13 protein-coding genes and 1 pseudogene are annotated in these 14295 nt (G+C 46.9%); 7 read left to right on the top strand and 7 right to left on the bottom strand.

What is annotated here, in order from left to right; all coding sequences use genetic code 11:
• The first annotated feature begins 293 nt into the window (after window positions 1-293).
• Entirely contained in the window at window positions 294-788 is a 495-nt protein-coding gene (locus tag ACFOEE_RS13890; protein ID WP_377125316.1) for a DUF3016 domain-containing protein, read from the top strand.
• A gap of 16 nt (window positions 789-804) precedes the next feature.
• On the opposite strand, the gene ACFOEE_RS13885 is transcribed toward ACFOEE_RS13890, so the two are convergent.
• Window positions 805-1098, bottom strand: coding sequence for a prephenate dehydrogenase (locus tag ACFOEE_RS13885; RefSeq protein ID WP_377125313.1), 294 nt, complete (start codon window positions 1096-1098; stop codon window positions 805-807).
• A gap of 72 nt (window positions 1099-1170) precedes the next feature.
• Between ACFOEE_RS13885 and ACFOEE_RS13880 the strand changes: the two genes are divergently transcribed.
• Window positions 1171-1380, top strand: coding sequence for a hypothetical protein (locus ACFOEE_RS13880; RefSeq protein WP_377125310.1), 210 nt, complete (start codon window positions 1171-1173; stop codon window positions 1378-1380).
• 135 nt (window positions 1381-1515) lie between these two features.
• On the opposite strand, the gene ACFOEE_RS13875 is transcribed toward ACFOEE_RS13880, so the two are convergent.
• From ACFOEE_RS13875 to ACFOEE_RS13865, 3 genes are all read right to left on the bottom strand, one after another.
• Window positions 1516-2736, bottom strand: a complete 1221-nt coding sequence (locus tag ACFOEE_RS13875; protein ID WP_377125307.1) for a methyl-accepting chemotaxis protein — start codon at window positions 2734-2736, stop codon at window positions 1516-1518.
• 64 nt (window positions 2737-2800) lie between these two features.
• A complete protein-coding gene (locus ACFOEE_RS13870) occupies window positions 2801-3493 on the bottom strand; it encodes a glycerophosphodiester phosphodiesterase (RefSeq protein ID WP_377125304.1) in 693 nt (230 codons plus the stop codon).
• Window positions 3490-4359 carry a DMT family transporter gene (locus ACFOEE_RS13865; RefSeq protein ID WP_377125302.1) on the bottom strand — a complete coding sequence of 290 codons (870 nt, stop codon included), beginning with the start codon at window positions 4357-4359 and terminating at the stop codon, window positions 3490-3492. The genes ACFOEE_RS13870 and ACFOEE_RS13865 overlap by 4 nt, the downstream gene beginning before the upstream one ends.
• A gap of 276 nt (window positions 4360-4635) precedes the next feature.
• Between ACFOEE_RS13865 and ACFOEE_RS13860 the strand changes: the two genes are divergently transcribed.
• From ACFOEE_RS13860 to rlmB, 5 genes and pseudogenes are all read left to right on the top strand, one after another.
• Window positions 4636-5631, top strand: a complete 996-nt coding sequence (locus tag ACFOEE_RS13860) for a sensor histidine kinase (protein ID WP_377125299.1) — start codon at window positions 4636-4638, stop codon at window positions 5629-5631.
• A gap of 9 nt (window positions 5632-5640) precedes the next feature.
• Entirely contained in the window at window positions 5641-6258 is a 618-nt protein-coding gene (locus ACFOEE_RS13855; RefSeq protein ID WP_377125296.1) for a response regulator transcription factor, read from the top strand.
• 121 nt (window positions 6259-6379) lie between these two features.
• Entirely contained in the window at window positions 6380-8530 is a 2151-nt protein-coding gene (locus ACFOEE_RS13850) for a hybrid sensor histidine kinase/response regulator (protein WP_377125293.1), read from the top strand.
• Window positions 8531-8631: 101 nt separating this feature from the next.
• Window positions 8632-11066 (top strand): annotated as a pseudogene (gene rnr, locus ACFOEE_RS13845) (ribonuclease R).
• 45 nt (window positions 11067-11111) lie between these two features.
• Window positions 11112-11858 (top strand): 23S rRNA (guanosine(2251)-2'-O)-methyltransferase RlmB, encoded by a 747-nt coding sequence (gene rlmB / locus ACFOEE_RS13840; RefSeq protein ID WP_377125290.1) that lies wholly within the window; start codon window positions 11112-11114, stop codon window positions 11856-11858.
• Between the two features lie 108 nt (window positions 11859-11966).
• Here rlmB and yjjG read toward each other — a convergent pair whose 3' ends face one another.
• The 3 genes from yjjG to ACFOEE_RS13825 form a co-directional block, all read right to left on the bottom strand.
• The gene (yjjG, locus tag ACFOEE_RS13835) at window positions 11967-12641 is read right to left on the bottom strand and encodes a pyrimidine 5'-nucleotidase (RefSeq protein ID WP_377125287.1); all 675 of its coding nucleotides are present in this window, start codon (window positions 12639-12641) and stop codon (window positions 11967-11969) included.
• Window positions 12642-12656: 15 nt separating this feature from the next.
• Window positions 12657-13208, bottom strand: coding sequence for an inosine/xanthosine triphosphatase (gene yjjX, locus ACFOEE_RS13830; RefSeq protein ID WP_377125284.1), 552 nt, complete (start codon window positions 13206-13208; stop codon window positions 12657-12659).
• A gap of 171 nt (window positions 13209-13379) precedes the next feature.
• Window positions 13380-14279 carry a phosphoribulokinase gene (locus ACFOEE_RS13825; protein ID WP_377125281.1) on the bottom strand — a complete coding sequence of 300 codons (900 nt, stop codon included), beginning with the start codon at window positions 14277-14279 and terminating at the stop codon, window positions 13380-13382.
• Window positions 14280-14295: the final 16 nt, after the last annotated feature.

The following is a 14295-nucleotide window of genomic DNA, read 5'->3' as shown; positions in this document are numbered from 1 at the left end:
CAGCTCAGGGTTGCAATACCTCCCTGTCGCATCGTACCTCGGTCATTTCTGACCTCACCACGCTGCGAAGCTGTCCTCTCTAGCCTGCCCAAGTATTCCCATGCTGCCATAGGTATGTTGCTAGCAACATTAAATAACCATTTTCATACTGCGTGAAAACTAATGCCTTGCTATGCTGTCTAAGCAATAGGCTAGCGAATAGCTTTTACTTGAGATAAAAGCAAAATGCTCAGCCATTGAGTATAGTTTTTGAAAGGTAGTTGGTGTTTCAGCTACCCGTAAGGGAGAAAGCGATGAAATTATCATCTTTTTTGGCGACCTTGGCTTTAGCTTCGCTCAGTATGTCGTCTTATGCAGCGGCTGTAGCCGTTAAATGGCAGGACTTTAATAAATATCGTGATGTATATCCTTCCAATCAAGCTAAAGGGTCTTACCATAAGTACGTTGCGGAGCAGTTTGAAAAGCATCTCAATAAATTAGCCGAACAATTACCCTCAGGATACACATTGACGGTGAATTTTGACGATGTCGATTTAGCCGGCGATGTTCATTATGGTATTCAGGAGCTTAGGATCATTAAGCCAATTCATTTTCCACGTTTGACGATCAGCTACGAATTAAAGGATGCAGCGGGTAAAGTGCTACTTACGGAACAGCAAAAAGTCTTGAAAGACATGGCATTTATGGACCGCAGTCGTCTCGGTACCGACAGCGCCTTTTACTATGATAAACGGCTGTTAACGGAATGGTTTAACGATACAGTGGTACCAGCAAGCAAAGCAGGCTAACTGGCACCAAGCAAGGTTATTTGAAGCTTGCGAGTAAATTATGCAGCTGCTGAAGTTTTTGCACGGTTTGTGCAAGATGTTGTTGGTCAATTTCTTGGCTTTCTGCCAGTGCTGCAACATCGGCAGCAACCTCAAGGACATAAGGTTTAAAACGTTTCGCTTCTACCTGAAAGCCAGCTTCGGCTTGAAATAGCGCGGTAAACTTACCGTGACCTTGGCGGTGCAGCTCATCAAGCTTTTGGTCGGCGTCTAAAGCTTGGCGATACAAGAGCTTAAGATTTTCGTTCAATTGTGTGATGACGGCTTGCATTTTTACCCTAAAGTTTTTCTCAATCGGGCCGATAGTCTACGTGGATTCAACAAAAAAGTCAGGTACATGCTTATGAATATTTCTGGAAGCAACCTTCCTGTTATGTCTGGTGCTGGGCAAAGTGGTGAAGTATACAGCGCTTCTTTGGCTAAAAAGCAACAGCAAGCAGATGGTAGAGCCGCACTTGCTTTGATTGAAGCCGCAGGGTCAACTGCGCAAGCACAAAGCCCTGCTAAATCAACCACAGCAACTTTAGGCAACCATATTAACGTGTATGCTTAAGCTTAGCGCTTAAGTTGTACTCGACCCTTTGCAACCAAGGCAAAGGGGTTGTTTATTGCTGGTTCAAGTCAATCGGTAGCAAAGTTTTTTGCATGCCGATTTTTTATTTCTAACGCTCACTGAACAGTACGTTAGTTATCTTACAAAGCGTTGTAAGTCTTTTTGGGTTTGCTTGCTCTGTTGTAGAGCGCGTTGGCAGTCATTTACCGCTTGGTCGACCTGTTGTTTGGTTTCCTGACCTAAGCCGACAATTTGCGTTACGGTTTCATGCGTCCGCGTTTGGGTGGTTTCGAGTTGATGCACGGCGCTGACAATCGCTTCAAGTTGTTGTTGGTTTGATGCGAAATCTTGAGTCATCGCGCTAAAGCCTTTTGAGGTCTCACTAATGGCTTGCTCCGCATGGCTTGAATGGCTGATCAGTTGTTCAGATTCTCGATTGGTTTCACTGACTAGCGTATTCATCTGATTGATAAACTCGCTGATCTGGCGGGTTGCATTATTGACCTTCACAGAAAGGTTGCGCACTTCGTCAGCGACCACAGCGAAACCACGGCCGGCTTCGCCTGCACGTGCCGCTTCGATAGCGGCATTTAAAGCCAGTAAGTTGGTTTGATCTGAAAATTCCTCAACCATTTTCAAAATGCTGCGAATGTTTTCACTATTTTCGCGTAAGCCACTTACTGTCGTGGAGAATTTGCCAAGCAAAGCGGTAATTTGCTCAACGTCTTTGACCAGCTTAGATAGCTCTTGCGCCGAACCGCGGACAAAGTGCAGGCTTTCGGTATTGGCTTGGTAAACGCTGTCGGTATTGGCGACAATACTTTGCAAACTTGCACTGACTTCATCGCTGGCGGCAATGATAGTATCACCACCCCGGATCTGTTGGTCACTTATCTTTGCCGTTTGCTGCATCGCTTTAGTGACATTTTCACTACTCTGGGCGGCTGCTTGGGCACTTTGGTAGCTGCCTTTTAACAGCTCACTGAGGTGAGTTGTGAAGGTATTATATTGCTCGGAAAGGTCGCGAAATTCATCACAGGTAAATTGAGGTAACTGCGCATTGAGATTACTACCTTGGTGATTAATTTGCACCAAAGTATCACGCATTGCTTGTACTGGGCGGACTATCAGAAAGCACATATAGAAGACGGTAAAGGCAAATGCACCTAAGGTGATGAGTGCGAGCAGCCAAAATAGGCCCAACCTCTGAGAGCTTTCATCTAGCACTTGGTACAGCCAGTAAAAACTGATGATCTGAAAGGCAAAGACAAACAGCAAGTTGCCGACGATTTTTCGTGTTAGGGTGAAGAAGAAAGTTTCTTCAATTGTCTTATAAATACTCATAAACCAACTCATGGGGGCCTTCCTTATTGTCGATTGCCCTGCTCAACTTTTCTTGTTTTACTGATCACAATCAGCGCTAAATACTTAAATACATTTTGGTTTGGCAAGGATAATTGCTAAATATCCCATCAACACCTATAGCCTTAAGATAGTCGATATCTTTTTGTTTATCGACGGTATAGGCATAGACTTTAAGCCCACGTTGTTTGGCATCAGCAATAAATTCAGCACTTACAAAGTCCTTATCGACATGTACGCTGTAAGCATCAAGTTGACTGGCAAAGGCGGCGTGATCCAATGGTATAGATGCTGTTAAAGCGCCGATCTTAAGCCAAGGTAATTGCTGCTTAAGTGCTTTTAGCATGGGATGATTGAACGAAGACACCAGCAGCTGTTGTTGATTGATTAAGCCACTTTCGAGATTGCGCTCTAAGCATGCAATAAAGCCCCTTAGTTCACCGACATGTTTCAATTCGAGATTCAACATCGTCTGCTGTTTGACCAGGGCAAAGACGCTATCTAACGTCGGGATTGGGTTGCCATCGCCAGCATCCAACAATGCTAGTTGTTGATAAGTGAATTCAGAGACTTTGCCCTGACCAGAGGTAGTGCGGTCCAACCAAGAATCATGCAGTACCACAAGGTCATCAAGACAGCTTTGGATATCTAGTTCAATACCATCTGCATTAGCTTCGAGAGCCGCAGCGATGGCGGGTAAGGTATTTTCCGGATATGTGCCACTGGCACCTCGGTGAGCAAAGACTTTCATGATTTTGCCGTTTTCCTTGCGATTGACCAGGTTTCGTATAACGCTGCGCTCACCACTAACAAGCCACCGACAAGTGTTTGCCAGTTAGGGCGCTCTGCTAACAGCATAAACGCCAGCAAAGTTCCATACAAGGGTTGTAGGCAAGAGATAAGCCCAGCCGTGGTTGCGCTAAGATGTCGTAAGGCATGAGCAAACAGCGCATGGGGTAAAGCGGTAAACACCACACCAGCTAACAAAAGTAGTTGCCAGTTGTGGCTCTCTACTTGGCTTGGTGGAGCGGATACAAACCCCGCTAATAATAGTGCCGCGATACAAGTTTGATACAGCATCGCATGAGGTCCACTGTAAGTGGCGAAATAGCGCTTTTGTAAAATGTTACGTAGCGCAAAAAGTGCGCCTGAAACCACACCACTTAAGATCCCCAAGGTTACATCATTGCCAAGATTGGCTTCTGGAACCAAGAGATATATTCCCGTGATGACGACAGCGGCACTGATGATATCTTTACGTTGAGGCTTACTTTTAGCAAAGAGGGGCTCCAAAAATACAGTGATCACCGGATAGGTGAAAAATGCGATGATCCCTGTTGCTACGCCCGCCAATTGCATGCCAGCAAAGTAGGTGACCCAATGCAGGCCGACAACCGCGCCGAGCAATAATGCAATCAAGTAGTCTTTGCCACGGTTAAGCAAGATAGCTTTACGTTGTAATGTTAGCAACAACCAGAGGGTTGCAAAGGCGATAGCGGTACGATAGACCGTGATATCTAAAGCGCTGAGCGAGATAAGCTTGGAGAACAGAGCAGTACCACCGAACATTAGTACTGCAATATGTAAAAAGATTAGACTTTGTTGGTTTTGTTGCATGTCAGCACCAAAGTTTTTTTCCTATCATATCAAGCATCTTAGTATTTGATATGGCAAAAAGCTGAAATTATAAAATATTGCAGTGGATGACAGTTGTCACTGGGCAAACCGACAACTCACTATATAATGGATGAATGTATATAAGTTAGGCACTAAACCATGACTTGGATGCTCTGGCGCAGTCCTGCGCATACGATGAGTTTGGCGGGGAGAAGCAGTAAATTTTGGAATTGGGGTCCGCTCATTTTCAGTAGTTTCTATTTTTTTCCTTTAATAATGAATTGGAAGAGCTTCAGTGTTGTTGAAGTCTTATTGCAGTTATTGTGTTATCTGATCTTTATATTACTTTACGGCATTGCCCTCTATCGTCGTGGCGAGCAAGTGCTGAGCGTCTTATTGTTGATGACTCTCTTGTGTCTTGCTGGTTCTTATCTGACCTACGGCACGCATAGCTTATATGGCTTTATCGCCTATTTTTGTGGTTTTTCTTTTAATCGGAGCAAGGGCATTGCCTTACTGTTGATGTTAATGGTCGCAATCGCGGTCAGCGCTTTTGTGGTGGTGCCCATTCCCAGTTATTACTACTGGGGACCTGCATTTATTCTGAGTATTGGTTTATTTAGTTTTGGCATGATGGAGCAGCGCGAGCGTATTTTTCGCCAAAAAGAAGCGCAGTCGCAGCAGCAACTGGAACAGCTTGCCGCAATTGCAGAGCGCGAGCGCATTGCGCGTGACTTACATGACATGTTAGGACATTCCTTGTCATCCATCGCCTTAAAGGCGGAGCTGGCGAGCAAACTAATGGTCGCGGGGCAAAATCAGCGGGCAGTGAACGAGTCCGTGCAAGTTGCTGAGTTGGCAAGGGCATTATTAAGCGATGTACGTGAGGCTGTTACTGGCTTAAAGCGTAAAGGGTTAGTGGCAGAAATTGAGCAATTACAGCAGCTTCTACAAGCTCAGCAGGTGACGGTCGAACTAGATTTACAGCCAGTGACACTCAATGCAAAGCAAGAAACAACCTTAGCTATGGTGGTGAAAGAGGCGGGGACCAATATTCTACGTCACAGTAATGCATCTAAAGTGGCTATTCGGCTTTTTAGTGACGGCGACAAGAACCATTTGCAAATCGCTGATAATGGTGATGACAAACAATTGACTCCTGGCAACGGTATTCAAGGTATTCAAGCTCGCATCGCTGCGCTAAATGGCGCCTGCGAAGTACGTTATGATCAAGGTGTGGTGGTAAATGTCCATATACCGCTTAGCGTGTAAAGGAGTAATGTGGTAGTGAAAGTATTGATAGTGGAAGATCAAGCGCTGGTACGCGGGGCAATTGCTGCCTTACTGAGTCTGGAGCCCTTGTTTCAGGTGGTGGCGGAGGCCGCCAATGGCAAAGCAGCCCTACAAAGCTTGCAAAGTTTGCCAGACGAGTTGCAACCTGACATTGTCTTAACCGACATTGAAATGCCAGATGTGACAGGTTTAGAACTGGCTCAACATTTAAAACAAGCACGACCAGAAATTAAAGTGGTGATCATGACCACCTTTTCCCGCGCGGGTTATATTCGACGGGCGCTGGAACTGGGTGTAAAGGGTTTTATTCTTAAAGAGGCGCCGAGTGATTATCTCGTCAATGCGCTGAAAAAAGTCATGAATGGGCAAAAAGTGATTGATCCTGAGCTTGCTATCAATGCGCTCGATGATGCAGATCCATTAACCGACAAAGAGCGCAAGGCACTGCGTTTAGCGGAAGAGGGGTTAAGCACGGCACAAATTGCCAGCAAACTTTATTTAAGTGAAGGTACAGTAAGAAACTATTTATCAGAAGCGATTGCCAAACTGGGCGCTAGTAATCGTATCGATGCAGCACGCATAGCTAAGCAAAAAGGATGGCTATAACGGATTTCTGGGCTTGATTTTTGCTTACATCCAAATATTGGCTATTTAATAGTTCGGCAATTCACTATAGAATTAATCCATTATTCTTAGTTTTGCTGAGTATTTGGTTTACGATTTTGTCATGAAAGATCTCTCACTGGTACATTTTGTTATTGCGCTGTGCTCAGCTGTGAGTGCGGCGTTTTTGTGGCTGAATTGGCGTATCCATTATAACTTGAGTGGCACCAAGGCGTGGGCGTTGTACGGCATTTGCTTGACTACGGGCAACGTGTTGCTGGCATTACAAGCTCAGTTACCTAGTGAGTTTGCAATTGTGTTTGCTAACTTACTGATTTTTACTTGCAGTTACTTTTTTGCCAGTGGTACCGCGGAGTTCTATCGCCAACCCATGCCAGATAAAATGTGGATGGCGTTAATGGCCGTGTGTATCCCTATAGGGGTTTGGTACACCTTGGTAGAAAGCAATATCCTAGTACGCCTGACGCTCAACTACGTGGTTTCTTCTGTTAGTTTGTTTATCGCGTTACGTGCCATTTTAGCTGCCACTCGCACCCAGCAGCGGAGTCTTGCTGAGCACGGTTTTATGTTTGCGATTTGGCTAATATGGGGCGCGCTCACTGCGCGGATGGTGTTATTAGGTGGGTTTAATGCAGGCGACACCGTGCTTGCAACTACCCAAGCCAACCAAGTGTTTACCATCATTATTGCTATCGTACCGCTTATCGCCAGCTATTCGATGTGTTTGCTGTGTAGTGGTCGGCGTGAGTCGATGCTCTCAGCCTTACAGGCAAAGTCCGAGTTTGATGCCAAACGTAAAAGCCGCTTTTTGGCGATGCTAAGCCATGAATTAAGAACCCCACTGAATGCCATCGTTGGGCATGCCAATATGCTCAAGCGCGTTCCGCATGAGCCAGCCAAACACCGTCAGTTGTGTGACATCATTGAAAATGCTGCGGTCTCACTAGCCGATTTAGCTAATCAAGTTTTATTGCAAGCTAAAGGTGAGCAACAGCAAAGCCGCAGTCATGTGTTGTCACTAAGTAACTTACTTGAGCCCCTTTTTACCTTACTGCGACCTTTGGCAGAACAAAAGGGCCTGCAATTTAGCTATCAAATCGCGCCAGCTTATCAAAGTATGCGATTTGTACTCGAACGTGAGCCGTTGCAGTTAGTGATTAAAAACTTGCTTTCCAATGCAATCAAATATACCGAGCAAGGCCATATTCTCCTTACCGTAAACTGTGAAGAGTTTAATGGTGAAAAGCCTTTGCTGACCTTTACCGTGTCTGACACCGGCCCCGGTATCTCACCTGCTATGCTGGATAAATTATTTGACCCATTTGTCACAGGTGGAGCTGAAGAAAGTATTGCAGATGGCGCAGGGCTAGGATTAGCGCTATGTCAGCAGTTGCTGAGTAATATGAATACCCGTATGCAAGTTGAGTCGATTGTCGGCGAGGGCAGTTGTTTCCGCTTTACGATTCATGCGGAGATCGCTCATGAGCCAACTAGTGCAGCGGTTGTTACCCATCCTAAGTTCACCTCAGTGCAAGGAGAATGTGCGGTATTAGTGATTGAGGATGTGGAGCTGAACCAAAAGGTGATTGCACATTATCTACAGCAGGCACACTGTCGTTTCCATATTGCCGCATCATTAGCGCAAGCGACGCAGCAATTGCAAAAAACCGCTTTTGACGTAGTGCTGTTGGACATGCGCTTACCGGATGGGCATGGGCTTGAATGGCTAGCTAAAGTGGTGCCGAACTTAAAGTTAATGTCGCAGCCAGTGTTTGTTGCGTTAACTGGCGATGTCAGCGCCGCAGACAGATATGCTTATCAACAAGCGGGGATCATCGCTTGTTTAGATAAACCCATCGAGCCTCAAGCGCTCTATAGTTTATTACGTCAGATCTTAGGCGAAGTGCCGCATTTATTTAATTCTTTGCTCGACACCCAAGTAATAGATCAATTACTGCGTGCGGTCGAAAGTCAGTATTTACACACTAAGCTGATGTATCTGTCAGATACCTATGATTATGAGTTGGCACAGCTGCAAGGGCTTGCGGATATTGAAGCGCATGAAGCACTTGCCGAGAAACTCAATCGCCTAGCCAATGAAAGTGCTGCGCTTGGGATGCGTGAACTAGCCCAGCAATTAACGGCGTTGGAGCAGCAGGTGAAAGCAACTCAGGATGTTGATTGGCATGCCTTACACCAATGCGCACGCGGCAGTATTCAGGAGCTGCAGGCTTATTGCTACCGTGTGGCTTAAGGCATGTCCTATTTTCTGACGCAAAACTTTCATAGTGCTTGCTGTTGCCTTTGCGGGTTTTACGTTAAACTATGGGCATAACGCAGTGAAAAAGAGCATGCATGTCTAATCAAGACCCCTACCTCAGTCGCGAACAAGAAAAATACGACAACCCCGTACCGAGCCGCGAGTTCATACTCGACTACATCAAACAAGCAGGCAAAGCCACCAGCTTTACTGAGCTGTGCCAAGCTTTGCGCGTACTTGACAGCGAACGTCAGGACGCGTTTAAGCGTCGGCTGCGGGCGATGGAGCGGGATGGTCAGCTGCATTTCAATAAATTTAAGCGCTATGTGATCCCAACCGACGATGGCCTAGTCAAAGGTAAAGTGATTGGTCATCGGGATGGCTTTGGCTTTTTAGAAGTCGAAGGTGAACCTAAAGATTGGTTTATCGCCAAGCACCAAATGCAAGGCGTGTTACATGGTGATTGGGTACTTGCCAAAGCTGCTAGCCGTGGTGCTGGCGGTCGAGTTGAAGCGCGTATTGTGCGGGTGCTGGACAACGAGCGTACGCCAATTATTGGCCGCTTTTTCAAAGAGCATGGCATGGCGGTTGTGGTGCCCGAAGATCCGCGCATTACTCAAGAAATTGTGATTATACCCGGTGGTGAAGGTGGCGCACGGCACAACCAAATGGTGCAAGTCTGCGTGACACAAAACCCGACTCGACAAATGAATGCGGTCGGTAAAGTCACCGAGGTACTTGGCGAACATATGGCGCCGGGGATGGAAATAGAAGTCGCGCTGCGTAATCATGATATTCCGCACGTTTGGCCTGAGGCTGTGCTGGCCCAAGTGGCACCGCTTGGTGCCGAGGTCGAGGAGGAAGCAAAACAGCATAGAGTAGATTTACGCCAGCTACCTTTAGTGACCATTGATGGTGAAGATGCACGCGATTTTGACGACGCAGTCTATTGTGAACGCAAAAAATCAGGCGGTTGGCGACTATGGGTTGCGATTGCGGATGTGTCACATTATGTGCCCAAAGGCAGCCCGCTTGACCTTGAAGCAATTGAGCGCGGTAACTCAGTGTATTTCCCTGAGCAAGTGATCCCTATGCTGCCAAAAGTCTTGTCTAACGGCTTATGTTCGCTTAATCCGCACGTTGACCGTCTCTGTATGGTCGCGGAAATGACAGTGTCTGAAGCGGGTAAGTTATCTGGTTACAAATTCTATCAGGCGGTGATGAACTCACATGCCCGTCTAACCTACACTAAAGTGCATGCGATTTTGCAAGGCGATGTTGCTCTACGTGAACAATACCAAGCGCTTGTGCCACATTTGCAAGATTTACAGCAAATGTATATGACGCTCAAAAGCGCGCGTTTAGAGCGCGGTGCGATTGAGTTTGAAACCCTTGAAACCCGTTTTATCTTCAATGCGCAGCGTAAAATTGAGGCGATAGTGCCGCTGGTGCGCAATGACGCCCACAAGCTGATTGAAGAATGTATGATTTTGGCTAACGTAGCGGCTGCGAAGTTGTTGGAAAAGCATGAAGCGCCAGCGCTTTATCGTGTCCATGATGAACCGGATCAAGAAAAGCTCAGCCACTTCCGCCAGTTTTTACAGGACTTAGGGATTGAAAATAGCTTACCGTTAGATCCGTCGCCGGTTGAACTTGCCAATGCCTTAAATAATATTGGTGAGCGCCCTGAAGCTGAACTGATTCAAACTATGTTGCTGCGTTCAATGAAGCAAGCGGTATATCAGCCAGAGAATATCGGCCACTTTGGTTTGGCATTGCCTGCGTATGCGCACTTTACCTCACCTATTCGCCGTTACCCAGACTTAGTGGTGCATCGCGCCATCAAAGCCGTGTTAGCCAGCCAAGGGCAAATTGTGTCTGGCGGCTTTAGTTATGAAAGCGATGAGGCCAATAAGCTGGGTGAGCAGTGTTCAATGACTGAGCGCCGCGCTGATGATGCCACCCGTGAAGTTGCTGATTGGCTAAAGTGCGAATATATGCAAGATCATGTTGGCAGCGAGTTTACTGGGGTGATCTCGTCCGTGACCAATTTTGGTTTGTTTGTGCGTTTGGACGACCTGCAAATCGACGGCATGATCCACATTAGCACCTTAGGTCAGGAATACTTCCACTTTGATGGTGCTAAACAATGTCTAATTGGTGAACATAGTCGCACGGTATTCCGATTGGGGGATAAACTCAGTGTGCAAGTGGCCTCGGTCAGTTTAGATGAACGCCGGATCAATCTTGCCTTGGCTGGTAACGCGTTACCAGACCGTTATGCACGCCGCCGCGCGAGTAAAGGACAAACGGAAGCAACAGCCAAAACTGCGAGCAGCATTCGCGAGCAATTAAGAGCGGGCGACATTCCGGGTAAACCAAGTAAAGGTAAAAAGCCGGCGAAGAAGGGTGGCAAAGCAGACAAGCCCAGTAGCAAAGCGGGCAAAACCAAAGCCAGTAAAAAAGCGGAGAAAAACCTAAGGCTAAACGGCCAGGTAAAAACGCCCGCAAACGTACCAAATCAAGTTAAGCCATTGGCAAAGCGCCAAGGGCGAACAAACGGAGTTATGACACTGTGAGCAGTGAACTGATTTTTGGCTTCCATTCAGTGGAAGCGATTTTGAGCAAAGAGCCTGAGCGCTTTTTAGAAATTTATGCCTTGAAGGGTCGTGAAGACAAACGTTTAAATCCAATTTTGGAGAACGCACGGCGCTTTGGCATTTCAGTGCAATTTATGCAGCGTGCTGCACTGGATAAAAAAGCCGATGGTGAACAACATCAAGGCATTATTGCGAATATTAAAGCGGGTCGCAGCTACAACGAAAAAGATCTGGATGCGATTTTAGAAGCCAATCCTACCCCGTTCTTTTTGGTGTTAGACGGGGTGACTGATCCGCACAATCTTGGTGCCTGTTTACGTAGTGCCGATGCAGCTGGTGTACACGCGGTCATAGTACCAAAAGACAAGTCGGCTAAGCTCACTGCAACCGCACGTAAAGTTGCCTGTGGTGCTGCTGAAACGGTGCCTTTGGTACAGGTCACTAACCTTGCGCGCACACTGCGCGAATTAAAAGATGCAGGGGTGTGGATAGCGGGTACTGCGGGTGAAACCGATAGCGAAATTTTCACTGCCAACTTGACTGGGCCGATAGCTCTAGTGATGGGTGCAGAAGGTGACGGCATGCGTCGTCTTACTCGTGAACACTGTGATGTGCTAGTGAAGATCCCTATGGTCGGCACGGTATCAAGCTTAAACGTCTCAGTTGCGACTGGGGTGTGTTTATTTGAAATTTTACGTCAGCGTAAAGCGTTGGCTTTATAGCACAATTTCTTGCCAACTTGGCCAAGCTAATCGCACAGCTTATCTCACAGTTTAAAAATAAATGACAGCGGGCACTCCCCGCTGTTTTTATTGGCTTACTGAGCAAAATTAACCAAGTAATAAGGTCTCAAGTTCTTGCAGGCTAGTGACAGTGTAAGTGGGTTTCACATGAGGTGGGCAAACTACTCCTTGGTGCTGCAACCAGCAAGAATCAATACCAAAAAGATTAGCGCCAAGAATATCTGAACTTGGTGTATCGCCGACCATTAACACTCGGCTTTTCTCTGGGTTGCCAAACAGTGCCATAGTGTGCGCGAAGATCCGTTCATCCGGTTTTGCGACACCCACCAATTCAGAGATCACCACCTGTGCAAAACAATCTTGTAAGCCGGTATGAGCTAGGCGCCGCTCTTGCAACGCGGCAAAGCCATTGGTGATAATGCCGAGCTGAGCTTTACCTTTTAAACGTAATAGTAAAGAATTTGCGCCTGGCAATGGCTCACAAATGCTTGCCATCGCAGTCATAAAGCCTTCGTTGAGGCTTTCTGGAGTCACCGCGAGGCGCTCCGCCCAGTGTTGAAAGCGCGTTACTTGTAATGTGCGTGCATTGATAACGCCATTTTGATACTGCACCCATAGCGGTGCGTTTACCGCTTTGTACTCTTGATAATCTTGTTCGGTAAAGCTGACGTCATACTGCGCGAAGAGGGTTTTTAAGCCTAAATAAGCATTAAAACTAAATAAGGTTTCATCGGCGTCAAAAAAGATGTGGCTGTACTTCATAGTGCCCCTATTTGGTTACTCAAGGTAAAGAGCGGGAAAGTTAAACGGTGCCATCGCCAGCGTAAGCGCTTGGGTATAGGTGCTTTCACGGGTCGCTAAATGTTGAGTCAATAAGCCAATCGCACCACCTTGTTGTTTGATATTGACGGTATTAAATGCTTTGTCCAAAACATTGCCCAACTCCTCACCTTGTAACAGCGCCTGATAAAACACCGGTGGTAACGGTAAGTTGGCACTGCGGCCAATACTGGTGCGCGAGTTATTCGCTATCACCACAAAAGCAAATGTCGCGGGGCCATAACTAAACTCAGCTGCTCCGCCTTCCATTGCACAGTAAAAATCGGCTTGGTGATGTGCTTGTAGGTAACGCACGCGGTTTTCTGCACCAACGCGAGTTTCCTCTTCGCCAAGCGGTTGATCTGGCACTAAGCTGGGTGCATGGAGTCCTTCGCAGTGGATATGATGCTCAACAAAATATTGGCTGAAAACACTTTTGGCGGCGGCGATTTTTACGGGATTGGTTGAACCGACTAACACAGTCAAGGTCGGTTTATGGGACTCAGGCATGATTCACTCCTTACTTGAGTATACGCTTCCTAGTTGAAGCCGCAGCAAGGTTGACTAGGCTTGCTCATCCTAATTGCAGCGCTTAACAGCGCTCACAGGATTGACTTGCTGCCTTTTAGGTATAGAGGTGCACAGTGTAAGGAGTGCGCTGGCGTCATGCAACTTTTGTGGTTAAATCGGCAAACTCACTGGCGCCATGTTTTCCAAAGCGCGCTTTTTGACCAGTAAATCGCGGATAAGCGGGGTTAATACCAGTTCCATAGCTAGTCCCATTTTGCCACCAGGCACAACTAAGGTGTTGATCCGCGACATAAAACTACCATCGATCATTTGTAGGTAATACGGGAAGTTAACGTCCTCAATGCCGCGAAAGCGGATCACCACAAAACTTTCATCCAGCGATGGAATGTCTTTGGCGCTAAATGGGTTTGAGGTATCTACCGTTGGCACGCGTTGGAAATTAATATGAGTGCGAGAGAACTGTGGTGTAATGTGCTGAATATAGTCATCCATACTGTTGACGATAGAACTCATTACCGCTTCTCGGGAATGGCCACGCTCATTGGTATCGCGAATGAGTTTTTGGATCCATTCGAGGTTAATGATAGGTACCATGCCAATCAAGAGATCAACGTGACGTGCGACGTCGTGCGTAGCGGTTACCACTCCACCATGCAGCCCTTCGTAAAACAGCATATCGGTGTTGGCTTCAAGATCTTGATAGGGTGTAAACGTACCGGGCAACTGATTGAACGGCACAGCTTCATCAAAGGTATGCAGGTATTGACGCACTTTACCATTACCTGTTGCTCCGTATTCAGCAAACAGTGCTTCCAGTGCGCCAAAATCATTGGCTTGCTCACCAAAGTAACTGATGTGTTTGCCCGTTTGCACTGCCTCACGCCGAATTTTATCCATTTCTGGGCGGGTAAATCGGTGAAAACTGTCCCCTTCGACAAACGCCGCCGTCGCATTCACGCTACGAAAGATATGTTTAATCGCATTGGTGGTGGTGGTCGTTCCTGCGCCCGAGCTGCCGGTGATGGCAATAATGGGGTGCTTGTCTGACATAACATCCTCGCTGCAA

Origin of the sequence: Pseudoalteromonas fenneropenaei (assembly GCF_042643375.1) — a bacterium.
Taxonomy (GTDB): Bacteria; Pseudomonadota; Gammaproteobacteria; order Enterobacterales; family Alteromonadaceae; genus Pseudoalteromonas; species Pseudoalteromonas fenneropenaei.
Note: the sequence above shows the minus strand (reverse complement) of the source record. Positions and strands in the feature narration are given on the sequence as shown.